Raw genomic sequence first — 22,210 nt, forward strand, 5'->3', positions numbered from 1 at the left:
CTCAGGCCCCCCGGAAACCGCGGCCATAGGCGCGCTCGGCCAGCTGGAACAGCCCGACCGAAACCATGGTCAGCAGCAGGAAGATCAGCGCCACCACGGCGTAGAAGGTGAAGGGCATGCGCGTGGTCGCGGCGGCGGTGGCGGCGCTGCCCACGAGATCGCGCAATCCGACCACGCTGATCAGCGCGCTGTCCTTCAGCACCACGACCCAGAGATTGCCGAGCGCCGGCAGGGCGAAGCGCATCGCCTGGGGCAGCACCACGCGGAAGAACATCACCCGCGGCGGCAGGGCCAGCGACTTCGCCGCCTCGACCTGCCCGGGCGGCACCGCCAGGATGCTGCCGCGGAACAGCTCGGTCGCATAGGCGCCGGAGACGAAGCCGAGCGAGGCGACGGCAGCGGCGAAGGCGTCGATCTCCACCGTCACCCCCGGCACCACCAGGCCGATCAGCGACCGCAGGGCGCTGGTGCCGCCGTAATAGACGAACAGGATGATCAGGATGTCCGGCACGCCGCGGACGATGGTGGTGTAGGCGTTGCCGAGGGCCCGCAGCGGCCGGGGCCCGGCCAGCTTGGCCCAGGCCCCGAGCAGCCCGAGGACCAGCCCGACCAGAGTGGAGGCGACGGCGATCTCCACCGTCACCAGCGCCCCGGCCAGGAGCTGCGCCCCCCACCCCTTCTCCCCGAAGCCCAGCAGGGCGGCGAGGTCCTCCATCGCCGCGGCCTCAGCCGTAGATGTCGAAGCCGAAATACTTGTCGTTGATCGTCTTGTAGAGGCCGTTGGCGCGGATCGCCTTGATCGCGGCGGAGAACCTGGCGGCCAGCGGGTCGCCCTTGCGCACCGCGATGCCGGCGCCGCTGCCCAGCAGCGGGTCGCGGATCGGCTGCCCCTTGACCTCGAAATCGGCGCCATCCGGCGACTTCAGGAAGCCGTCCATCAGCGCCACCGAATCCGCCAGCAGCAGGTCGACGCGGCCGGCGATCAGGTCGAGATTGGCGTTCTCCTGCGTGTCGTAGGTCTTGATCGTGACGATGCCCTTGTACTTCGCCTCGACATAGTTGGCATGGATGGTCGAGACCTGGACGCCGACGGTCTTGCCCTCGAGACCCGCGGGCGAGATCTCGATCGCCTCGCTCCGGGGGCCGACGAAGATCGCCGGCGAGTCGTAGTATTTGTCGCTGAAATCGACGACCTGCTTGCGCTCATCGGTGATCGACATCGAGGCGATGATGGCGTCGAACTTCTTCTCCTGCAGCGCCGGGATGATGCCGTCCCAGCTCTGCAGCACCCATTCGCACTTCACCTGCATCTGGGCGCAGAGCGCCTCGCCGATCTCGATCTCGAAGCCGTTCAGCTTGCCCTGGGCATCGACCCAGGTGAAGGGCGGGTAGGATTCCGGCGTGGTGCCGATGCGCACCACCTCCTGCGCCGCGGCCGAGCCTGCAAAAAAGGTCACTGCGATCGCCAGACAGGCGGAAAGGATCGGACGGTCCATTGCTCTGCGCTCCCTGTTTCTTGCTTCGACGGTGGCGCCCCTCAGGGTTCGAGGGGGCCGGGCCTAGACGTCGCGCTGGGCGACCGGCAGACCAGCTTCATCAGATCGTCCCCCGGGCGGGTCCGGCGATGCGCGCGGCGGGTCATGACCACGCCCGGCTGCGGTGCCCGCACCGGCACCCCGCCCCCTTCCTCGCCCGGCCGGACCAGGATCGTCGCCAGCAGGTCCCCGGCCTCGACCCGGTCGCCCGGCTTGCGGGCGAAGGAGATCGCGCCGCCCGCCGGCGCCTTGATCATCTCGACCCAGCCGAGCGGCACGGCCGGGCCCGCCCAGCCGGGCGGCGGCCCGGCATCGCCGGCGATCACGCCGCGGCCCGCCAGGAAGCGGAACAGCCCGGCCGCATCGGCCTCGGCCAGGCCGACATCGACGTCGCCCATCCCGCGCAGTTCGACCGTCGACACGGCGCGCCCGGCCAGGTCGCCCGTGCGCAGCCAGGGTTCCAGGCAGGCGCTGTCGAAGGCGCCGCCGCCATCCCCGTCCCAGAGCAGCACGGTGTCCGCCCCCATCGCGGCGGCCAGGTCGGACATGGCCGGCCACAGCGCCGTGGGGATGTAGAGGTAGAGCGGCGATTCATCGTCGCAATGCAGGTCGAGGACGATCTCGCAGGGCAGCGCCAGGCGGACCAGCCGGCCCTTCAGCCGTTCGGTCGCGGTGAGCACGGCATCGTCGCCCGGCAGCAGCGACGGGTCGGGCCGGTCCAGCAGCGGGAAGCCGCGGTTGAAATTGACCCGGCTGTCGAAGTCGTAGCGCCCCTGGCCGGAGCCGTGCAGCCATTGCTGCTGTCCGATCGGGTTGGCCCAGGGCACGATGGTGATGTCACCCCGGATGTCGCCGGCGGCCTCGGCCCGGCGCAGCTTCGCGCACAGCGCGTCGATGGCGATGACGCCGGGCAGTTCCTCGGCATGCAGCGCCGCCTGCAGATAGGCGGATGGACCACCGCCCCGCCCCTTGAAGCGCAGCACCGGGAGGCGCCATTCGAGGCCCGGCATATCGCCAGGAATCACGTCCCAGGATCGGTCCATGCCTGTCCTGCTCTGTCTCCGGATGGGAGCATGATCATGCCGCGCGCCTCAGGCGGCGTCGCTTGAAATCGGCCAGGATCTCGCGCGCCGCGTTGTGGCCGGGGGCCCCGGTGACGCCGCCGCCCGGATGGGTCCCCGATCCGCACATGTACAGGCCGGGCACCGGCGCCCGGTAGTCGCCATGCCCCAGCACCGGCCGGGCCGAGAAGATCTGGTCCAGCGACAGCGCGCCGTGGAAGATGTCGCCGCCGACCAGGCCGAAGGTCCGTTCGAGATCGAGCGGGCTGTTGATCTGGCGGCCCAGCACCGCCGCCTTGAAGTTCGGCGCCCAGGCATCGACCGCGTCGATGATCAGGTCGGCCACCGCCTCGCGATGATCGTCCCAGCTGGCCCCGTCCGGCAGGTTCGGGTCGAAATGCTGGCAGAACAGGCTGGCCACGTGCCGGCCGGGCGGCGCCAGCGAATCGTCGAGCGTGGACGGGATCAGCATCTCGATGATCGGGGCCTTCGACCAGCCGGCGGCCTTGGCGTCCAGATAGGCACGGTCCATGTAGTCGAGGCTGGGGCCGATGATGATGCCGCTGGTGTGGTGGTCGGCCAACGCCTTGCCGGGCAGGCAGGTGAAGTCCGGCAGTTCCGACAGCGCCACGTTCATCCGGAAGGTGGCGGAGCCGCATTTGTAGCGGTCCATGCGCTCGCGGAAGTCCGCCGGCAGCGCCGCCGGGTCGACCAGCCTGCCGTAGAGCAGCTTCGGGTTGAGGTTGGAGACGACGCAGCCGGCGCGGATGGCCTCGCCCGCCTCGGTCACCACGCCGACGGCGCGGCCGCCCTCGACGATCACCTCCCGCACCGCGGCGTCGGTGCGGATCACGGCGCCGCGCGCCGCCGCCGACTTCGCCATCGCCTGGGTGATGGCGCCCATGCCGCCGACCGCATGGCCCCAGATGCCCTTCTTGCCGTTCACCTCGCCGAAGACATGGTGCAGCAGCACATAGGCGGTGCCGGGATGGTGGGGGCTGGCGTAGTTGCCGACGATGCTGTCGAAGCCGAACAGCGCCTGCACCGCCGGCGTCTCGAACCAGCCGTCGAGGACGTCGGCCGCCGATTTGGTGAACAGGTCCAAGAGGTCGCGCCGCATCACCATGTCGAGCTTGCGCAGCCGGTTGCCGAGCGACCCGGCCCGGACGAGCTCCGGCAGCGCCGCCGACCAGCCGCCCTCGACGACGTTCGGCGGGGTGCGCAGCACGATGTCGCGCAGCACGTCGGCGATGGCTTCGAGCCGGTTGCTGTAGGCGTCGTAGCGCTCGGCGTCGCGGGCGGAGAACTTCGCGATCTCCACCTTGGTCCGGCCGCCCGGGCCGGCGATCAGGGCGCGGCCGTCGTCGACCGGCAGGAAATTGGCCAGCCGCCGCTCGATCACCTTGAGGCCGTGCCCCGGCAGGTCGAGGTCGCGGATCACCTTCGGGTTCAGCAGGCTGACCGTGTAGGAGGCGACGGAGTTGCGGAAGCCGGGATGGAACTCCTCCGTCACCGCGGCGCCGCCGACGACGCGGCGCCGCTCCAGCACCGTCACCTTCAGCCCGGCTGCCGCCAGATAGGCGGCGCAGACCAGGCCGTTGTGGCCCCCGCCGATGATCGCGACGTCGAAGACCTGTGAGTTCGCCATGAGGATCCGCCCGGCCCTGTTTTGCTGAACTTTACTCTGCCGCGAAGGCCGGCGCCTGCGACGCCTCGCGCCGCAGGCTCCAGCCCGCCGGCGGCGGGCGGTGCAGCCGGCTTTCCGGGATCAGCCGGCGCATCGCCCGGGCGAAGCTGCGCAGGCAGACCTCGGTCTCGCCGAGCGGGCCGACGGTGTAGCTGGACGAGCCCATGCCGGCCTGCACCCGGTCGATCAGCGTCTTGTCCTCGAGGTTGACCCGGCGGTTGATCCGCCAGTTCAGGTAGCGCGCGGCCTTCATCTCGGGCCGGTGGTCCGGATGGACATAGGCGATCTCGCGGATCACCGTCTCGGTCGGCGAGACCGGGATGAACTGCATGAAATCGATCTGGTCCGGGTAGATGTCGAAGGCGACGTTGGGCCAGAGCTTGAAATAGGTCCACAGCCGCTGCCGCTCCGGCGGCAGATGCGGGACCTCCGGCAGGAAGTGCTGGTAGGCCCGCTCCGACAGCACGGCCGACGGCCGCTCCTGCAGCTGGCCCCACATCTTGTCGACCCAGGGCCTGGCCTCGACGCCGTAGCCGCGGCCGAACAGCCGGGTCAGCCCGGGATGGGCGACGGTGATGTGCAGCCCGTCGGAATAGTTGTCGGCGACGTTCTTCCAGTTGACCGAGCGCGGCCGCAGCGTCACCCGGCCCAGCGGCACCATCTCCTCGATCCGGTAGGCCGCCATCTCCTCGGCATAGCCGCCCATCATCTCGGCCACGCTCGGTGTGCCCGGGACGAGGCGGATGAAGACGAAGCCGCAGAACACCTCGTGCTCGACCGGGACCAGCCCGTGGCCGCCGAAGTCGAAATCGCCGTAGCTGGAGCGCTGCGGCATGCCGACCAGCCGGCCGTCATGCTCGTAAGTCCAGGCGTGGTAGGGGCAGACGATGCGGCTGCCGCACTGGCCCTTGGGCCCGTCCAGCAGCCGCGCGGCGCGGTGCCGGCAGACATTGTGGAAGGCCCGCACCGCCCCGTCGCGGCCGCGCAGCACCACCACGTTCTCGCCCAGGAACTCGAAGGTGTGGAAGTCGCCCGGCTCGGGAATGTCGTTCAGGTGGCAGACCACCTGCCAGGAGGTGCGGAACAGCGCCTCCTGCTCGACCGCGAAGAACTCCGGGTCGCGGTAGATCCAGGCCGGCAGGCTGACATCGTCATCCGGCAGCCGCGTCTCGGTCGGCGCCGCCTCGGCGCGGCGATGCATCGGTTCGATCATTGGCTGGCCTCCCGCGGCCTTGCCGGCCGCCTTGTTATACAACCGTATAACAGCTTCGGAGAGGTGGTCAACCGTCAAGCCGACCGGTGTCAAGCCGACCGGCGCCGGGATCGCAAAGCAAAGGCCAATCTGGGACAAAGTCCCAAACTCAATGAGTTCCCCCTCCCGCAAGGGGGACTAGGAAAGAATGGGTTCAGGCTCTTCCGAAAGGTCTCGCTTGCGGGAGAGGGACCGGCAATCTGTGGCGATTTCCTTCAAGCGATTGCCCGGCGCGCCGGGCTGGCCAGGCGCCGCCAGAAGCTGCGACGGATCGCTTTCCCCAATCCGCCTCAATTGATCAGCTTTTCGGTCTCCTTATCAAACAGCCGCAGGCAGTCGGCCTCCGCACCGAATGCGACCGCATCGCCGGGCTTGAAGGCAATGCTCGAAGGCGCGCGAGCGACGACGTGCCCTTGGGGCAGATCGAGCAACAGGAATGTTTCCGAGCCGTGCGGCTCCGCCACCCGCACCGTGCCCGCGATCCGGATGGGGAAATTGTCCTGCCCGTCGGCCAGCAGGGTGAGTTCCTGCGGCCTCACCCCCAGGACGATCGATCGGCCGGTGCCGATGTCCGAGGGCAAGCCCAGCACCTCGGATAGGCGAACCGACGCGGCGTTCGCTCCGAGGTTCACCTGCCCGCCATCGATCGTCGCCTCGATCATGTTCATTTCCGGCGTGCCGATGAAACGCGCCGTGAAGATATCCGCCGGCCGATTGTACAGCTCCATCGGCGCGCCGACCTGGAGGATGCGGCCTTCGCGCATGACGACGATTCTGTCGGCGAGCGACATCGCCTCGACCTGATCGTGCGTGACAAAGACGATCGTGCTGCCGAGCCGCTGGTGCAACTGCTTGATCTCGAGCCGCATCTGCCCGCGCAATTGGGCGTCGAGATTGGAGAGCGGCTCGTCGAACAGGAAGGCCACGGGGTCGCGCACCATCGCCCGGCCGATGGCCACACGCTGCCTTTGCCCGCCGGAGAGCGCAGCGGGGCGGCGCTCGAGATAGGGATCGAGACTTAGGATTCGGGCAGTTTCACGGATGCGCGCCTGCTTTTCCGCCTTGGGGAGCTTGGACCTGTAGAGTCCGAAGCCGATGTTCTGCGCCACGGTGAGATGCGGATAGATCGCGTAGTTCTGGAAGACCATCGCGATGTTCCGATGCTTGGGGTCGTGGTCGTTGACCACCTGGCCGCCGATGCGCAGCGTCCCGCCGGAAATCGCCTCCAGGCCCGCGATCATGCGCAGGGTCGTGGATTTGCCGCAGCCCGAAGGACCAACCAGCACGACGAATTCGCCGTCTTCGACGGTAAGGTCGATATCGTGCACGGTCCTAATGCTGCCGTAGCGCTTGGTGATCTTCTCGAGCTCGATCCTGGCCATCATCCACCTTTCGCGACGTCTTGAATGCGGCGTTCGAGTTCGTCCGCCGCAGCGGCCTCCCGCGCGGCGATCGCCGCGGCACGGGCCGCGAACGCGTCCAGCGCCACGCGGTAGCCCGCAAGGGCCGGGTCCATGGCGGCGGGGGCCGGGCCGCCGAAGCGATCGCGCACCGCGACAAAGTGCTCGGGCGAGACCATCCGGGCGAATTCGGCCGCATCGGCCACTGGCTTGCGCCCGAGATGGCGCTCGAAGGCCAAGGCGAAGGCCGGGTAGCCGTCCGTCGGCAGATCGCCTGATATGGCCACGACGGCGCGGGCGACCTCGGCGGCGATCTCATGCCCTTGTCGGAAGGACAAACCCTCGCTGCGCACGAGCCAGTCGGCCAGTTCGGTGATGGTGGCGCAGGAGCGGCTTAGATTGGCGGCGACGCGTTCGGAATCGATGCGGCAGGCCTGGAGGGTGGCCGTCAGGAGATCGAGCACGCGCTGAGCGACGTCGAAGACCTGATAGCCCATCTCGTGCGTCTCGGCCTCGCTGTCGGTCATGTCGGTGAACGGCGTGTTGTGCATCACGTCGACGACCGCCCGAGCGCGCCCGACAGCCTGACTGGACAGATGCCGCAGATGCTCGAGCGGCACCGGATTGCGCTTCTGCGGCATGATCGACGAAACCTGCACGAAGCCATTCGGCAGATAGAGTTGACCGACCTCGAAGCTCGACCAGAACTGAAAATCCTGGATCGGGCGGCCGAGATGCAGAAACAGGAGCACGATCGCGCTGTAGACCGATGTCAGATAGTCGGTCGCGGCGATGCAGGAATAGGAATTCCGCTGCGGCGCCGCGAAGCCGAGGAGTTCGGCGACGCGTTGCCGGCTGATCGGAAAGCCCGAAGTGGTGATCGCCGCCGCCCCCATCGGGCAAAGATCGACGATCGCGCGGGCGGCTTCGAGCCGCTCCACGTCGCGGATCAGCACCTCGCTCATCGCGGCGAGGTAATGTCCGTAGGTGGTGGGTTGGGCCGGCTGGCCGTGGGTATAGGCGACGATCAGGACATCCCGGTCACGAGCGGCCACCTCGATCAGCGCGGCCAGAAGCTTCCGACAGGCCGCCAGCAGGCGATCGACGCGGGGCTTGAGGCCGAGCTTGAGAAAGGTGTGGTCGATATCGTTGCGCGAGCGCGCCGTGTGCAGCCGGCCGCCGATGTCGGGCCCGACGCGTGCCTTCAACTCGCGCTCCATATGGAAGAAATAGTCCTCGACGTCGCCGCCATAGGCGAGGTCGTCCAGGCGGATCTCGCGGTCCATCGCCTGCAACGCACCGGCGATGGCGGCGCCCTGTGCCGCGCCGAGGACACCGGTTTCGACCAGCATGACGAGATGAGCCCGGTCGATCCGGCGCAGCGCCTCGGCATGGTAGCGTCGGGCGCCGTCGAACAGCGGCCGCAGCACGGTCTCCCGGTAGACCGGATCGGGGAAGCGTGACCCGTCCTTGGCCTGCAGAATGCTCATCATTTAGCCTTTGACTCCCGCAAGCATCACGCCGCGCACGATGTAGCGTTGAAAAAACAGGAAGATCACCAATGTCGGGATGGTCGCGAGAGCCGCCCCGGTCATGATCAGCTCCCACTGGATGGATTGCTCGACCGCGAAGCTCGAAAGACCGACCGGCAAGGTGTAGAGCGACTGATCGGTGGTCACGATCAGGGGCCAGAAGAACGCCGTCCAGTTGCCGAGGAAGGTGAAGATCGCCAGCGCCGAAAGCGCGGGCGTGACCAGCGGTAGCGCGACCTTCCACCAAATCGCGAACTCGTTGAGGCCGTCGACCCGCGCCGCTTCGAGGAAGTCGTTCGGGACCGTCTCGAAGAACTGCTTCATCAGGAAGACGCCGAAGGCGGTGATTATGCCGGGGAACATGATGCCCCAGTAGGTGTCGATCCAGCCGAGTTTGCTCGCCATCAGATACCAGGGGATGACCAGCATCTCGGTCGGAATCATCAGCGTCGACAGGATCGCCAGGAAGACCACCCGCCGGCCGGGGAAGCTGAATTTGGCCAGCGTGTAGGCGACGAGGCTGTCGAAGAACAGGCACGACAGGGTGACGATCGTCGCGATCAGGGCCGAGTTCAGGAACCAGCGGCCGAAGCGCCCATCGGACAGAACCTTGACGTAGTTGGCGAGTGTCGGCTGATCGGGGATCAGGCGCAGGTCATAGACTTGGCCGGCCGATTTCAACGAGGTCGAGAACATGAACAGGAGCGGCGTTATCATGACGACGCCGCCGAGGAACAGGACCGTCCAGGCCATGATGCGGCCGGGACGGACGGCGCCGTAGGCAGGAGCGGGCTTCTTGTTGTCACTGCTCAAGTCAGCGGCTCCTCAGGATCCAGAGTTGTGCCATCGAGATCGCGAACAGAATGGTGAACAGAACGACGGTCTGGGCCGCCGCATAGCCCATCTGATAAGAAGAGAATGCCGTCTGATAGATCATCAGGACCAACGGCTTGGTCGAGTTGAGCGGGCCGCCAGGATCATTGCTGGTCATGTTGTAGACTTGGTCGAAGATCCGCAGGAACCCGATCGACGAGAACACGACGAGGAAAACCGTGGTCGGCTTCAGCAGCGGTATGGTGATGCGAGCCAGGATCGCCCCCTCACCCAGCCCGTCGATGCGTGCCGCCTCATAATAGCTCGTCGGGATGGCGCGCAGCCCGGCCATGAAGATGATGATCTGGAAACCGAGATGCGCCCAGATCGCGGTCAGCATGATCGCCGGCAGCGCTTGGTCGACCGAGCGGAGGAAGGGCTGCGCCGGCACGCCGGCGAAGCCGAGGATGCTGTTGATGACGCCGATCGGTGGGGGCTGGTAGAACCAGCGCCAAACCCAGGCCATCGCTGCGGCGGCCGTGAGGTACGGCAAGAAGTAGAGCGCGCGGATCAGACCGTGCAGAAACCGCACGCGGTCGAGATAATAAGCGATGGCGAAAGACAGCAGGATCGCGATCGGCGTGCCGAAGATCAGATAGGCGAAGGTATTGCGGAAGACCTGCCAGAATACCGGATCGGCGAACAGCTTCCGGTAGTTGTCGAAACCGACGAACCGCGCCTCGTTCAGCAGGTCCCAGTCGGTCACCGACAGGTAGAAGGCTTCCAGCGTCGGATAGAAGCGGACGACGGCGAAGAAGGACACGGGCAGGGCGAGAAACACCCAGGCCCAGACGATCTGCTTCGCCGATATGGTCAGCCGCCCCCAGATGCCGCTGGAGCCGGCGCCCCGGGGCGATAGCGTCGTCGCAGTCATGCGCCCCGCCCCCTACTTCGCCTTGAACTTATCGAGGATGGCTTGCTCGCGGGCGGCTGCCGCGCTCAGCGCGTCGTCGATCGGCTGGTCCTGCAGCAGCACGCCGTTGATCATATCGATCGAGACCTGGCGCTGGGCCGTCTCATCGACCATCGGCGGCGTTGCCGCGTAGTCGAGCGCACGGATGAAGGGGCCGTAGATCGGGTCCTTGATATTGGCTTCGGTCAGCGCCACGGCGCGGCGGGCCGGCAGTTCGCCGACCTTCTCCAGCCAGATCGCCATCGCCTTCTCGGACGAGAGGAACGCAAGGAACTTCTGGGCCGCCGCCAGCCTCTCGCCCTCCGCCGACGCACCGATGGCGTTGGCGAAATAGCTGCCGAAATTGGCCCGCTTGCCGTCATGGGTGGGCAGCTCCGCGACGCCCCATTCGAAGCCCTGGATCGTCTTGTAGGAGGCGACGCGGAATGTTCCGTCGACCACCATGCCGGCGAGACCGGCGCGGAACGCCGCTTGGCCCTCGTCCATGAAACCCGCTTGGCCGACGTGATGCGCCTTCTGCAGACCCGTGTAGAATTCGAGCGACTTTCTACCGGCCTCGGTGTTGTAGGCGACCTTGCTGCCGTCCGCCGAATAGGACTCGCCGCCATACTGACGGACGAGGATCTCGCGCCACCAATTGTGGTCCTGCCGCGCAATATCGAGCGCGATGCCGACCTGCTGGTAGTTTCCGGCCGCGTCGCGCTTGACGATCGCCTTGGCGGCCGCGACGAGCTCGTCCAGCGTCTGCGGAGGCTTCTCCGGGTCGAGCCCGGCCTCTTGGAACAGGTTCTTGTTATAGAAAAGCGCCATGGCGCGCACAGCCGTCGGCAGGCCGTAATATTGGCCGTCGCGCTTCATCGCCGAGACGATGGGGAAGAAGTCCCGTTCGATCTCCTCATCCTTGAACGCCGCCTTCGACAACGGCTGGATCAGCTTGCCCGCGATGAACGTGTCGAGCCAGCCATAGAAAAGCTGCATCACCTCAGGGTCGCGCCCGGCCATCTTGGCCGCGATCAGCCGCGTCTGGTAATCGGCGTAGGGAAAGGTCATCTGCTTGACCGTGATGTCGGGATTCTCGGCCTCAAATTGCTTGATCAGCTCAGTCATCGCCTGGACGCGGGTGTCGAAGACGTACTGCCAGTACTGAATCTCGACCGCGTGCACCCGGCTGGAGACGAACGCGAAAACGCCAAAGGCCGCGGCCAAGAGCGACCGACGAATCGAGGATCGGGCGATTGCCGACAAGCTCATCAGGGTTCCTCCCGTGCCAGAATCATTTTGCTCGCATTTAAGCAAGCGCTTGCGTAGCGCGAGGTATCGTACGTGAGCGTTGGCGTTTGTCAACTGAGGCCATATCAGCTAAATCTGGCTATTCGTCGGCCGTTTTGGCCGTTTCCACAGACCGATTCCGTGAGTGGCTCCAGGTGCATGAGAGAAGCAAGCGCTTGCATCAAATCACGATGAATCTGAAGACGCTCGCCCTTGAGCTCGGTCTTTCGCAATCCACTGTGAGCCGAGCTCTACGGTCCCATCCCAGCATTCCGGAGACGACGCGGCGGCGGGTCGTTGCCGCCGCCGAAGCCGCCGGGTACCGGCCGAACGCGCGGGCGCGCAGCCTCGCGATCGGCCGGGCCGAGGCGATCGGGCTCGTCTTCCCGCTCGAGCGGCTTCAACTGCCCGAGACCAATTTCGTGGATGTGCTGGCGGGCATCTCGACCGCTGTCACGCGCCGCAACTACAGCCTGCTGCTGGCGCCGTTCGAGGATGATGAGGCAGCTATCCTGCGCAAGCTGGCGTCATCAAAGGCCGTCGACGGCGTCATCATCACGCGCCCCCTCGTCGACGATCCGCGCATCGCCCTGCTGAACCAGCTTCGCCTGCCCTTCGTCGTGCATGGCCGCAGCGAGGTGAAGGAGCCCTATTCCTTCGTCGACACGGACAACGATACGTCGTTTGAACGCTTGACGAGTCTGCTCCTCGATTACGGACATCGGCGCATCGTGGCCATAAATGGCCTCGAGAAGTTCCGTTACGCCGCGGCACGCGCCGCGGCCTTCCTGCGCGCCTTCGCCGCTCGCGGGCTGGCCCCGCTGCCGGATGCCATCGAGTTCGTCTCGATGACGGAAGCCACGGGCTACGAAACCGCAAGGCGCCGGCTCGACGGCCGAGAGCGGCCGACCGCCTTTGTCTGCGGGTCGGTCTTTCAAGCCCGCGGCGTCTATCGCGCCATAAGTGAGCATGGGCTGAAGATCGGGGCCGACGTTTCGGTGGTCTGCCATGATGACGGCGTCAGGGGATGCAGCGCCGCCGAGTTTGCACCGCCGCTGACGGCAACTGCGACCTCGATCCGCGGCGCGGGCGAACGGCTCGCCCTGATCCTGATCGAGCTGATCGAAAAGAACGTCTCGGAACCCATCCGTGAGATCCTGCCCTTCGAACTCATCCTGCGCGATTCCGTAGCCTTGGCGCAGCCGCAACCCTAGGGCCGGGCGCGCTCGCTGCTTTATGCGGTGAAGTCGATGCCTGGAAGGATGCGCGCCGCCCTGCCCTCACCGCTCCCGCGCCGCCCCCTCCGGCGGGCGGTCGATCAGCCGTTCGATCTCCGCCATCGCCTCGGCCGGCAGCGGTCCCTTCTCCAGCGCGCCGACATTCTCCCGCACCTGCGCCACCGACCGGAAACCGGGGATCGGCAGGGTGCGCGGCGACCTGGACCAGAGCCAGGCGAGCGCCCCCTGGGCCGGGCTGCGGCCGTCGGCGGCGAGCAAGTGCCGGATCCGCTCCAGCTTCTCGGCGAAGCCCGGCACGACCCGGCCGTCCTTGAAATAGTCCATCCAGCCGAGGGTGTTGGACCGGACGTCGCCCGCCGGCAGCACCTGCCCGGCCGCGAATTTGCCGGTCAGCAGCCCCATGGCCAGCGGCGAGCGGTTGATCGAGATCAGCCCGTGCCGTTCGGCCACGCCGGACATGGTCGGCGCGTCGAAGAACAGGTTCATGCCGTGCTGCACGGCGACGAAGCCATCCCGCCCGGCATGGGCCGCCGCCCGCTCCGGGTAGTCGGTGCTCCAGCCATAGGCGCCGATGGCGCCGCCGACGCGGAGGGCGTCGAGTTCGTCGAACACCTCGCCGGCCCGGTCGATCGCCATCGAGTTCAGGTGCAGCTGCACCAGGTCCAGCCGGTCGCGCCGCAGCCGGCGCCGCGATGCGTCCACCGCGCTGCGCACCTCGCGGCGCAGGTCGCCGTCCTCGATGCTGCCGCCATACTGCTTGGTGGCGGGGTCGAAGCGATTGCCGAGCTTGGTCGCGATCACGACCTCGTCGCGGCCCTCCAGGGCCTGGCCCAGCACCTCCTCGGAATGGCCGGCGCCGTAGACGTCGGCGGTGTCGAAGAACCGGATGCCGAGATCGACGGCGCAATGGATGGCCGCGATCGATTCCGCGTCGTCCACCGCACCATAGCCGAGCGGCGTGTCGCCGGCGAAGAACGGGCCGCCGATCGCCCAGCAGCCGAGGCCGAGGCGCGGCACCTCTCGCCTATCCCACAGGCGGATTTGCGTGGCCGGTTCGGTTTGGTCGGTCATGGCGCTTCCCTTTTCATCATCGAAAAGAATGGGGATCAATGATGGGAAGGCTATCCGCTATGATCCGGGCCCGGAACACGCAGCACTGAAATGAGCGTTGCAGGAATGAAAAGCCCGGTCGATTGGGAGGACATCCGCCTGTTCCTGGCCGTGGCCCGCGGCGAGGGCTTGAGCGCCGCGGCCCGCCAGGCGGGATCGAGCCCGGCCACGCTGGGGCGCCGGATGACGGCGCTGGAGCGCAGCCTGGGCCAGCGCCTGTTCGTCCGGGAGCGGCTGGGCTACCGCCTGACCGAGCCGGGGCGCCAGTTCCTGGTCCAGGCGGAGGAGATGGAGGCGGCCGCCACCGGCATCGAGCGCTGGCGCGACGGCCTGTCGCCGCGCCGCACCGTGCGGATCTCGGCCGGGACATGGACCTCCTGGTTCCTGGCCCGGCACATCGATGCGCTGTGGTCGCCCGGCGAGGCCTGGACGATCGACTTCGTCGCCGCCAACGCCCGGCTCGACATCGCCCGCGGCCAAGCGGACATCGGTGTGCGCAACCGGCGGCCGGAGGAGCCGTGGCTGGCCGGGCGGCGGACCGGCGACATCGCCTTCGCCGTCTATGGCCGGCGCGGCGGCGACCTGGAGGAGCGCTGGATCGGCGTCACCGGTGACGGCACCGTCACCCCCTCGGCCCGCTGGGTGGCGGAACGGTACGCCGCCGCCATCGTCGCTCGCGGCAACGATCCACGGCTGATCCTGGACCTGCTGCACCGCGGTGTCGGCCGGGCGGTGCTGCCCTGCTTCGTCGGCGACGCCGATCCGGATCTCGACCGGCTGCAGGAGGTGGAGGAGCTGCGTCACCAGCAATGGCTGGTGCTGCACCAGGACGAACGGCGCCACCCTGCGGTGCGCGCCGTGATCGAGCGCATCGTCCGGCTGATGCGGGACAACCGGGCGCTATTGCGCGGCTAGGTATCCGCCGCCAGTCCCATGGCGTTGCCGGACAGGAGGCCGTCGACCCAGCCATTGGCGATGCGCACGGCGTCGTCCGGCGTGAACACCGAGGGGTCGAGGCAGAGCTCGAGCCACAGCCCGTCGAGCATGGCGGTGAAGGCCAGCGCCGCCAGCACCGTGTCGACCCGGCGCTGGCGGGCGCCGACAGCCTCGGCGATCAGCCCTTCGAGCCGACTGCGATAGGCGGCGTAGACATCGCGGTGGATCCGGCGGATCGCCTCGTCGCGGCGCACCAGGGCCCAGAAGGACAGCCAGATCGACAGCAGGTCGGGGTCCAGCACCGGCGGCCGGAAGCTGGCGTCGATGAAAGCGCGCAGCCGCGCCTCGGGCGCCGAATCCGCCGCGTCCAAGGCGACGGTCAGGGTCTCGGCCACGTGGCTGCCGATGAAACGGTAGGTCTCGGCGATCAGGGTGTCGATGCCGCCGAAATAATGGCGCACCAGCCCGGGCGACACGCCGGCGCGGGCGCAGACCTCGCGCACGGAGGTGGCCGCGTGGCCGCGTTCGGCCAGGCATCGGGCCGTGGCTTCGATCAGCGCCCGGCGTCGCACCGCCGGCAGTTCGCGCGTGAACTTCGCGCGCGGCCCTGGTTTATGGTCGGGCACGCGATCGGATGGGGCGGAGCGGGGCCCGGCCACGAAAGGCAACGGCCCGGGGTTTCCCCCGGGCCGTGTCCGTCGTCACAGCAGCTGGACGGCTTCCGCCATCGGGCCCTTCTGGCCCATGCGGACCGTCAGGCGAACCCGCTGCTCGCTGTTCAGGCTCGGCAGGCCGGCCTTCTGCAGGGCGCGCGAGGCGACGTAGACGTCCTTGCCGCCGTCGTCCGGCGTCACGAACCCGAAGCCCTTCTCTGCATTGAAGAACTTCACCGTGCCCTCGACCTCGGTCGCCGGGCCGCTGAAGCCGCCGCGATCGCCGCCGAAGCCGCCACCACCACCACCACCGAAGCCGCCACGGCCGCCACCGTCGCCGAAGCGGCTCGGGCGGAAGCCGCCGCCGCCACCGCCGGCCGGCGGGGCACCGAGCTCCTCAATGCGATGGATCACCGCGACCTGCGGGCCCTTCTGACCTTCCGCGATGTCGCAGACGATCTTCGTGCCCTCATACATTTCGCGATGGCCGGACTGTTCCACGACCGAGGCGTGCAGGAACGCATCCGGCGAACCGTCCGTCACCTGGACGAAGCCGAAGCCCTTCGTCGGGTTGAACCACTTGACCACTGCCGTCACGTCACGGCGATATTCGCCGCCTCCGACGCGCGGCGGATGACGTCGGTTCATCATTGAACTGAAACTCCAAGAGAAAGTGCTGCACCAGGACCAAGGGTGCGGCTTCCGCGAGCGGAAACCAAACTCTGTCCGCTCGCAACCGGCTGCGCACCGGTGCTGGACGGTCTGAACGTTTTTGTCGAGACGACCATTCGTTACCTGAGACAACCAGCCCGCGCGTGATGACCACCCGCGGGCGAAGTAACGTCTCTCTACCCCTCAGCCGAGCCTACAGAAGACACCCGGACGAACTATAACCTCAGGCCGCGCGCCTTGACCATAGGCGTCGCACCGGGCCGAGAGAGAATCTTTCGCAGCGCTATTCGGGCGAAAGTCAGCGCGACAGCCGCACCGGGGCGCCGGTCTTGACCGACTCCCAGGCCGCGTCGGCAAGCAGCAGGGCTCGTTTCCCGTCCTCGCCGCCGGCCCGGGGCGCCCGCCCCTCCAGCACCGCGTCGATGAAGTCGTCGAGCTCGCGCCGATAGGCCTCGGCATAGCGTTCCAGGAAGAAGTGCAGCGGCTTGTCCCGCACCACACCGTCGGCGCCGGCATATTCCACCGTGGTCGCCGCCCGGTTCTCGGCCCGCAGCATGCCGAGCGAGCCGAAGGCCTCGACCCGCTGGTCGTAGCCGTAGACGGCGCGGCGGCTGTTCGAGATCTGGGCGATGGCGCCGCCCGCGGTCTTCAGCGTCACCACCGCGGTGTCGACGTCGCCCTCGGCGCCGATCGCCGGGTCGACCAGGTTGCTGGCCGTCGCATAGATCTCCACCGGCTCCTCGCCCAGCAGCCAGCGAGCGATGTCGAAATCGTGGATCATCATGTCGCGGAACAGCCCGCCGGAGACGCGGATGTAGCTGGCCGGCGGCGGGCCGGGGTCACGGCTGGTGATCGCCACTAGCTCGACCTTGCCGATGCGGCCCTCGGCGATGCCGGCATGGACCGCCTCGAAGCTGGGGTCGAAGCGCCGGTTGAAGCCGAGCGCCAGCGGCACGCCGGCCTGGGCGACGATGTCGAGGCAGCCCTCGACCCGGGCGCTGTCGAGGTCGATCGGCTTCTCGCAGAAGATCGCCTTGCCGGCCTTGGCCGCGGCCTCGATCAGGTCGGCATGGGTGTCGGTCGAGCTGGCGATCACCACCGCGTCGGCGCCGTCCAGCGCGGCCAGCCCGTCGCCGACCGCGGCGCCGTGCTGCTTGGCCAGCGCCTCGGCGGCCTCGTGATGCACGTCGACCACCGCCACCAGCTGGGTGCGCGGATTCCGGGCGATGTTGTCGGCATGGATCTTCCCGATCCGTCCGGCACCGAACTGGCAGATCTTGAGCATGGTTCTCCCTTTCGCGGTGCGCCGGGTCTGCGCCCCGGCATTGGCCCTCGCGACGCGCCGGATCATCGTCCCGGCGGCGGCCGACAGCGACAGAAAAATCAGAATTCTGAGGTTGCAGTCAAATGGAATATTTGTTCTATTTGATCGAAATCGCCCTTGGGGAGGACAGCCATGACCCGCCATCTGACCGGCCACCGCGGCGGCTTCGGCCCGGGGCTGACGCAGATCACCCGCTTCGACGAGCCCGAGGACGACACCGGCATCGCGGTATCCGTACTGAAGCTGGCACCGGGCGAGAGCCGCGAGATCGAGACCGCGAACGAGACCGCCTGGCTCCTGATGTCCGGCATCGCCGAGGTGACCGTCGACAACAGCACGGTGCGCTTCTCGCGCGCCTCGCTGTTTGATGAATCGGCCAGCGCCGTGCATGTCGCGGCGGGCGCCCGGGTGCGGCTTTCGGCCCAGGCCGAGGCCGAGTTCACCGTCTACGAGACGAAGAACGCCAAGCCCTTCCCGTCGCGCCTGTTCCAGCCGGAGGACGTGCCGAACGAGCACCGCGGCAAGGGTCAGGTCGACGATGCCTGCTACCGCTACGTCCGCACCATCTTCGACCTGCGCAACAGCGACCCGAATGCCGAGCTGGTGCTGGGCGAGGTCGTCACCTTCCCGGGCCGCTGGTCGAGCTATCCGCCGCACCACCACCCGCAGCCGGAGATCTATCACTACCGCTTCACCGATCCGCGCGGCTACGGCCATGCCGAGCTGGGCGAGACCGTGCTGAAGGTGCGCGCGAACGACACGATCAAGATCTTCGACGGCTTCGACCACGCGCAATGCGCGGCGCCCGGCTACGGCATGTACTACGCCTGGGTGATCCGGCACCTAGCGGGCAACCCCTACACCGTGCCGGAATTCACCGAGGAGCACCGCTGGACCATGGACGCCACGGCCGAGTTCTGGCGCCCGGAGGGAGTGTCCCGACATGGCTGATCCGGTGCTCGACGTCATCTGCATCGGCCGGTCCTCGGTCGACCTCTATGGCGAGCAGGTCGGCGGTCGGCTGGAGGACATGGCGTCCTTCGCCAAATATGTCGGCGGCTGCCCGACCAACATCTCCGTCGGCGGCGCCCGGCTGGGCCTGCGCACCGCCCTGCTGACCCGGGTCGGCGACGAGCATATGGGCCGCTTCATCCGCGAGCAGCTGGCGGCCGAGGGCGTCGACACCAGCCACGTCATCACCGACGCGAGGCGCCTGACCGCACTGGTGATCCTGGGCATCCGCGACCGCCATACCTTCCCGCTGATCTTCTACCGCGAGGACTGCGCCGACATGGCGCTGTCCGAGGACGACATCGACGAGGCCTTCATCGCCTCGGCCCGCGCCGTGGTCGTCACCGGCACCCATTTCTCCACCCCCTCGGTCGCGGCGATGAGCCGGAAGGCGATGCGGCTGGCCCGTGCTCATGGCCGCAAGGTGGCGCTGGACATCGACTACCGCCCGGTGCTGTGGGCCCTGACCGGCCACGGGCTGGGCGAGGAGCGCTTCGTCGAGAGCTCGGCGGTCACTGCGCATCTGCAGGCGATCCTGCCGGACTGCGACCTGATCGTCGGCACCGAGGAGGAGATCCACATCGCCGGCGGCGCCACCGAAACGCTGGCGGCACTGCGCCGGGTGCGCAAGCTGAGCGCCGCCACCATCGTGGTCAAGCGCGGGCCGATGGGCTGCGTCGTGTTTCCGGGCGCGATCCCGGACGACATCGAGCAGGGGGTGAAGGGCCCCGGCTTCCCGGTTGAGGTCTACAACGTGCTCGGCGCCGGCGACGGCTTCATGGCCGGCTTCCTGCGCGGCTGGCTGCGCGACGAGCCGGTCGAGGCCGCCTGCCGTTACGCCAATGCCTGCGGCGCCTTCGCCGTGTCGCGCCACGGCTGCGCCCCGTCCTATCCGAGCTGGACCGAGCTGTCTCAGTTCCTGGCCGAGGGCAGCGCCCATCACCGGCTGCGCGAGGACCCCGCCCTCAACCAGGTGCATTGGGCGACGACGCGGATCCGCGACTGGCCCGAGGTCCACGCCATGGCCTTCGACCACAGGTCGCAGCTGGAGGAGATGGCGGCGCGCCACGGCGTCGACCCGGAGCGGATCGGCGACTTCAAGCTGCTGGCCTGGCAGGCGGCGAGGCAGGCGCATGGCGACCGGCCAGGCTTCGGCGTGCTGATCGACGGGCGGCTGGGCAGCGAGGCGCTGTTCGCCGCCGCCGGCAGCGGCGCCTGGATCGGCCGGCCGATCGAGCTGCCGGGATCGCGACCGCTGCGCTTCGAGGGCGGGCCGGATGTCGGCGTCACCCTGCGGGAATGGCCGCTGGAGCATGTGGTGAAGTGCCTGGTGCAGTACCACCCGGACGACCCGCCGGAGATCCAGGCCGAGCAGGACCGCCAGCTGCTGGCCCTGTTCGATGCCAGCCGCGCCACCCGGCACGAGCTGCTGATCGAGGTGATCCCGCCGAGGTCGATGCCGGCCGACGATCGCACCGTGGCCCGGGCACTGGACCATCTCTACGGCATCGGCATCCATCCGGACTGGTGGAAGCTGCCGCCGCCGCCATCGGAGACGGCGTGGCAGGCGATCCAGGAGGTGATCGCCCGGCGCGACCCGCATTGCCGCGGCGTGGTGCTGCTGGGGCTGGAGGCGCCGGAGGAGGAGCTGACGGCCGCCTTCACCCTGGCCGCGCGCCAGCCCTGGTGCCGCGGCTTCGCGGTCGGCCGCACCATCTTCGGCCGCGCGGCCGAGGACTGGATCGCCGGGCGCATCGACGACGACGAAGCGGTGAGACGGATGGCCGCCGGCTATGGCAGCCTGATCGCCGCCTGGGAGAATGCCCGCGCCGCAGCGCAAGCCGCGGCCTGAAGGAGCGATAGGGATGGGAACCGTGCGTTTGACCATGGCGCAGGCCCTGGTGCGCCACCTCGCCGCGCAATGGACCGAGGCGGAGGACGGCAGCCGCGAGCGCCTGTTCGCCGGCTGCTGGGCGATCTTCGGCCACGGCAACGTCGCCGGCATGGGCGAGGCGCTGTACGCCCATCGCGAGGAATTGCCGACCCTGCGCGCCCATAACGAGCAGGCGATGGCCCTGGCCGCGGTCGCCTATGCCAAGGCCAAGTTCCGCCGCCGGATGATGGCGGTCACCACCTCGATCGGGCCCGGCGCCACCAACCTGGTGACCGCCGCGGCGCTGGCCCATGTCGACCGGCTGCCGGTGCTGCTGCTGCCCGGCGACGTCTATGCCAGCCGCCGGCCCGACCCGGTGCTGCAGCAGGTCGAGGATTTCGGCGACGGCACGGTCAGCGCCAATGACTGCTTCCGCCCGGTGTCGCGCTATTTCGACCGGATCACCCGGCCGGAGCAGATCCTGACCGCCCTGCCCCGGGCCCTTTCGGTGCTGACCGACCCGGCCGAATGCGGGCCGGTGACCTTGGCCCTGTGCCAGGACGTGCAGGCCGAGGCCTATGACTACCCCGCCTGGTTCTTCGAGGACCAGTTGCACCGCATCCGCCGCCCGGGCCCGGACGAGGCCGAGCTGGCCCAGGCCGTCGCGGCGCTGCGGAAGGCCGAGCGGCCGCTGGTGATCGCCGGCGGTGGCGTGCTCTATTCCGGCGCGGCCAAGGCCTTGGCCGGATTCGCCGAGCGCCACGGCCTGCCGGTCGCCGAGACCCAGGCCGGCAAGGGCAGCCTGGCCTGGAACCACCGGGCCAATGCCGGCTCGATCGGCGTCACCGGCTCGAGTGCCGCCAATGCGCTGGCCGTCGACGCCGACGTCGTGCTGGCGGTCGGCACCCGGCTGCAGGACTTCACCACCGGCTCCCGCGCCCTGTTCCGGAAGCCGGGGCGGACACTGATCCAGCTGAACGCCGCCGTGTTCGATGCCGGCAAGCACGGCGCCCTGCCGCTGGTCGCCGATGCGAGGCGCGGCCTCGACGAGCTGTCCGAGGCGCTGGGCTCCTGGACCGCGCCGAAGCCCCAGTCCGATCGGACGAAGGGACTGATCGCGGAGTGGACGGCCTGGGTCGACCGCGCCACCGCGGCCAGCAATGCCCCCCTGCCCTCCGACGCCCAGGTGCTGGGCGCGGTTAACCGGGCGGCCGGGCGCGGCGCCGTCGTGGTCTGCGCCGCCGGCGGCCTGCCGGGCGAGCTGCACAAGCTGTGGCGCACCGACGCGCCGGGCGGCTACCACCTGGAATACGGCTATTCCTGCATGGGCTACGAGATCGCCGGCGGCCTCGGGGTCAAGCTGGCCCGGCCGGACCGCGAGGTCTACGTCCTGGTCGGCGACGGCAGCTACATGATGATGAACTCCGAGATCGCGACCGCGGTGCAGCAGGGCGTCAAGCTGACCATCGTCGTGCTCGACAACCGCGGCTTCGGCTGCATCAACCGGCTGCAGAACGCGACCGGCGGCGCCTCCTTCAACAACCTGTTCCGCGACATCGACGGCGCCCAGCCGATCAACTTCGCCGGCCATGCCGCCAGCATGGGCGCGGCGTCGGAGAAGGTGGCGGGCATCGCCGAGCTGGAAGGCGCGCTGCTGCGCGCCAAGGCGACCGACCAGACCAGCGTCATCGTCATCGACACCGACCCGGTGGTGACGACCGAGGCCGGCGGCGCCTGGTGGGACGTGGCCGTCCCCGAGGTCTCCGACCGCGACCAGGTGCGCCGGGCCCGCGCCAGCTACGAGGAGCAGCTGGCCGGGCATCCCGTCACCGGGCGTGATGCATGAGCCATTCCCCGCACACGAACCCCAC

19 protein-coding genes are annotated in these 22,210 nt (G+C 68.4%); 5 read left to right on the plus strand and 14 right to left on the minus strand.

Annotated elements, in window-relative coordinates; genetic code table 11:
* Position 1: 1 nt before the first annotated feature.
* The 10 genes from ACFW16_RS25220 to ACFW16_RS25265 form a co-directional block, all read right to left on the minus strand.
* Positions 2 to 715 carry an ABC transporter permease gene (locus tag ACFW16_RS25220; RefSeq protein WP_380310237.1) on the minus strand — a complete coding sequence of 238 codons (714 nt, stop codon included), beginning with the start codon at positions 713 to 715 and terminating at the stop codon, positions 2 to 4.
* 10 nt (positions 716 to 725) lie between these two features.
* Positions 726 to 1,496, minus strand: a complete 771-nt coding sequence (locus tag ACFW16_RS25225; RefSeq protein WP_380310239.1) for an ABC transporter substrate-binding protein — start codon at positions 1,494 to 1,496, stop codon at positions 726 to 728.
* A gap of 41 nt (positions 1,497 to 1,537) precedes the next feature.
* Complete coding sequence (locus ACFW16_RS25230; RefSeq protein WP_380310241.1) at positions 1,538 to 2,578, minus strand: succinylglutamate desuccinylase/aspartoacylase family protein; 1,041 nt, start codon at positions 2,576 to 2,578, stop codon at positions 1,538 to 1,540.
* 34 nt (positions 2,579 to 2,612) lie between these two features.
* Positions 2,613 to 4,244, minus strand: a complete 1,632-nt coding sequence (locus ACFW16_RS25235; RefSeq protein WP_380310243.1) for a phytoene desaturase family protein — start codon at positions 4,242 to 4,244, stop codon at positions 2,613 to 2,615.
* 31 nt (positions 4,245 to 4,275) lie between these two features.
* Positions 4,276 to 5,496, minus strand: coding sequence for an aromatic ring-hydroxylating dioxygenase subunit alpha (locus ACFW16_RS25240; RefSeq protein ID WP_380310245.1), 1,221 nt, complete (start codon positions 5,494 to 5,496; stop codon positions 4,276 to 4,278).
* A 329-nt stretch (positions 5,497 to 5,825) separates the two neighbouring features.
* The gene (locus ACFW16_RS25245) at positions 5,826 to 6,917 is read right to left on the minus strand and encodes an ABC transporter ATP-binding protein (protein ID WP_380310247.1); all 1,092 of its coding nucleotides are present in this window, start codon (positions 6,915 to 6,917) and stop codon (positions 5,826 to 5,828) included.
* Positions 6,917 to 8,428 carry an argininosuccinate lyase gene (gene argH, locus ACFW16_RS25250; protein WP_380310249.1) on the minus strand — a complete coding sequence of 504 codons (1,512 nt, stop codon included), beginning with the start codon at positions 8,426 to 8,428 and terminating at the stop codon, positions 6,917 to 6,919. The genes ACFW16_RS25245 and argH overlap by 1 nt, the downstream gene beginning before the upstream one ends.
* A complete protein-coding gene (locus tag ACFW16_RS25255; protein WP_380310251.1) occupies positions 8,429 to 9,280 on the minus strand; it encodes a carbohydrate ABC transporter permease in 852 nt (283 codons plus the stop codon). It lies immediately after the preceding gene.
* 1 nt (position 9,281) lies between these two features.
* Positions 9,282 to 10,214 (minus strand): carbohydrate ABC transporter permease, encoded by a 933-nt coding sequence (locus ACFW16_RS25260; protein WP_380310253.1) that lies wholly within the window; start codon positions 10,212 to 10,214, stop codon positions 9,282 to 9,284.
* Positions 10,215 to 10,226: 12 nt separating this feature from the next.
* Positions 10,227 to 11,504 carry an extracellular solute-binding protein gene (locus tag ACFW16_RS25265; protein ID WP_380310255.1) on the minus strand — a complete coding sequence of 426 codons (1,278 nt, stop codon included), beginning with the start codon at positions 11,502 to 11,504 and terminating at the stop codon, positions 10,227 to 10,229.
* Between the two features lie 209 nt (positions 11,505 to 11,713).
* Here ACFW16_RS25265 and ACFW16_RS25270 point away from each other — a divergent pair, with 209 nt between their 5' ends.
* On the plus strand, positions 11,714 to 12,736 hold the full coding sequence (locus tag ACFW16_RS25270; RefSeq protein ID WP_380310257.1) for a substrate-binding domain-containing protein: 1,023 nt from the start codon (positions 11,714 to 11,716) through the stop codon (positions 12,734 to 12,736).
* A 66-nt stretch (positions 12,737 to 12,802) separates the two neighbouring features.
* On the opposite strand, the gene ACFW16_RS25275 is transcribed toward ACFW16_RS25270, so the two are convergent.
* Entirely contained in the window at positions 12,803 to 13,831 is a 1,029-nt protein-coding gene (locus tag ACFW16_RS25275; RefSeq protein ID WP_380310259.1) for an aldo/keto reductase, read from the minus strand.
* Between the two features lie 105 nt (positions 13,832 to 13,936).
* On the opposite strand from ACFW16_RS25275, the gene ACFW16_RS25280 reads away from it, so the two are divergent.
* Positions 13,937 to 14,785 carry a LysR family transcriptional regulator gene (locus ACFW16_RS25280; protein ID WP_380310261.1) on the plus strand — a complete coding sequence of 283 codons (849 nt, stop codon included), beginning with the start codon at positions 13,937 to 13,939 and terminating at the stop codon, positions 14,783 to 14,785.
* On the opposite strand, the gene betI is transcribed toward ACFW16_RS25280, so the two are convergent.
* The 3 genes from betI to iolG form a co-directional block, all read right to left on the minus strand.
* The gene (betI, locus tag ACFW16_RS25285; RefSeq protein ID WP_380310263.1) at positions 14,782 to 15,378 is read right to left on the minus strand and encodes a transcriptional regulator BetI; all 597 of its coding nucleotides are present in this window, start codon (positions 15,376 to 15,378) and stop codon (positions 14,782 to 14,784) included. The genes ACFW16_RS25280 and betI overlap by 4 nt on opposite strands.
* A gap of 129 nt (positions 15,379 to 15,507) precedes the next feature.
* Entirely contained in the window at positions 15,508 to 16,056 is a 549-nt protein-coding gene (locus ACFW16_RS25290; protein WP_380310265.1) for a cold-shock protein, read from the minus strand.
* Positions 16,057 to 16,429: 373 nt separating this feature from the next.
* Positions 16,430 to 17,416 (minus strand): inositol 2-dehydrogenase, encoded by a 987-nt coding sequence (gene iolG / locus ACFW16_RS25295; protein ID WP_380310267.1) that lies wholly within the window; start codon positions 17,414 to 17,416, stop codon positions 16,430 to 16,432.
* A 171-nt stretch (positions 17,417 to 17,587) separates the two neighbouring features.
* Between iolG and ACFW16_RS25300 the strand changes: the two genes are divergently transcribed.
* Genes ACFW16_RS25300 through iolD form a run of 3 tightly spaced genes read left to right on the plus strand, consistent with a single transcriptional unit; the run spans position 17,588 to position 22,185 of the window.
* The gene (locus ACFW16_RS25300; RefSeq protein WP_380310269.1) at positions 17,588 to 18,406 is read left to right on the plus strand and encodes a 5-deoxy-glucuronate isomerase; all 819 of its coding nucleotides are present in this window, start codon (positions 17,588 to 17,590) and stop codon (positions 18,404 to 18,406) included.
* Complete coding sequence (iolC, locus tag ACFW16_RS25305; protein ID WP_380310271.1) at positions 18,399 to 20,318, plus strand: 5-dehydro-2-deoxygluconokinase; 1,920 nt, start codon at positions 18,399 to 18,401, stop codon at positions 20,316 to 20,318. Before ACFW16_RS25300 ends, iolC begins: the two co-directional genes overlap by 8 nt.
* 13 nt (positions 20,319 to 20,331) lie before the next feature.
* Positions 20,332 to 22,185, plus strand: coding sequence for a 3D-(3,5/4)-trihydroxycyclohexane-1,2-dione acylhydrolase (decyclizing) (gene iolD, locus ACFW16_RS25310; protein ID WP_380310273.1), 1,854 nt, complete (start codon positions 20,332 to 20,334; stop codon positions 22,183 to 22,185).
* Positions 22,186 to 22,210 lie beyond the last annotated feature (25 nt).

The organism is Inquilinus sp. NPDC058860 (assembly GCF_042743185.1).
In the GTDB taxonomy this organism is placed as follows: Bacteria; Pseudomonadota; Alphaproteobacteria; order DSM-16000; family Inquilinaceae; genus Inquilinus.

Coding starts and splice junctions, on each gene's coding strand:
- argH (WP_380310249.1), bottom strand. CDS start 8,428: ATGATGAGCATTCTGCAGGCCAAGGACGGGTCACGCTTCCCCGATCCG.
- iolG (WP_380310267.1), bottom strand. CDS start 17,416: ATGCTCAAGATCTGCCAGTTCGGTGCCGGACGGATCGGGAAGATCCAT.
- iolD (WP_380310273.1), top strand. CDS start 20,332: ATGGGAACCGTGCGTTTGACCATGGCGCAGGCCCTGGTGCGCCACCTC.
- ACFW16_RS25245 (WP_380310247.1), bottom strand. CDS start 6,917: ATGGCCAGGATCGAGCTCGAGAAGATCACCAAGCGCTACGGCAGCATT.
- ACFW16_RS25275 (WP_380310259.1), bottom strand. CDS start 13,831: ATGACCGACCAAACCGAACCGGCCACGCAAATCCGCCTGTGGGATAGG.
- iolC (WP_380310271.1), top strand. CDS start 18,399: ATGGCTGATCCGGTGCTCGACGTCATCTGCATCGGCCGGTCCTCGGTC.
- ACFW16_RS25260 (WP_380310253.1), bottom strand. CDS start 10,214: ATGACTGCGACGACGCTATCGCCCCGGGGCGCCGGCTCCAGCGGCATC.
- ACFW16_RS25240 (WP_380310245.1), bottom strand. CDS start 5,496: ATGATCGAACCGATGCATCGCCGCGCCGAGGCGGCGCCGACCGAGACG.
- ACFW16_RS25235 (WP_380310243.1), bottom strand. CDS start 4,244: ATGGCGAACTCACAGGTCTTCGACGTCGCGATCATCGGCGGGGGCCAC.
- ACFW16_RS25230 (WP_380310241.1), bottom strand. CDS start 2,578: ATGGACCGATCCTGGGACGTGATTCCTGGCGATATGCCGGGCCTCGAA.
- ACFW16_RS25220 (WP_380310237.1), bottom strand. CDS start 715: ATGGAGGACCTCGCCGCCCTGCTGGGCTTCGGGGAGAAGGGGTGGGGG.
- ACFW16_RS25300 (WP_380310269.1), top strand. CDS start 17,588: ATGACCCGCCATCTGACCGGCCACCGCGGCGGCTTCGGCCCGGGGCTG.
- ACFW16_RS25280 (WP_380310261.1), top strand. CDS start 13,937: ATGAAAAGCCCGGTCGATTGGGAGGACATCCGCCTGTTCCTGGCCGTG.
- ACFW16_RS25270 (WP_380310257.1), top strand. CDS start 11,714: ATGAATCTGAAGACGCTCGCCCTTGAGCTCGGTCTTTCGCAATCCACT.
- ACFW16_RS25265 (WP_380310255.1), bottom strand. CDS start 11,504: ATGAGCTTGTCGGCAATCGCCCGATCCTCGATTCGTCGGTCGCTCTTG.
- ACFW16_RS25225 (WP_380310239.1), bottom strand. CDS start 1,496: ATGGACCGTCCGATCCTTTCCGCCTGTCTGGCGATCGCAGTGACCTTT.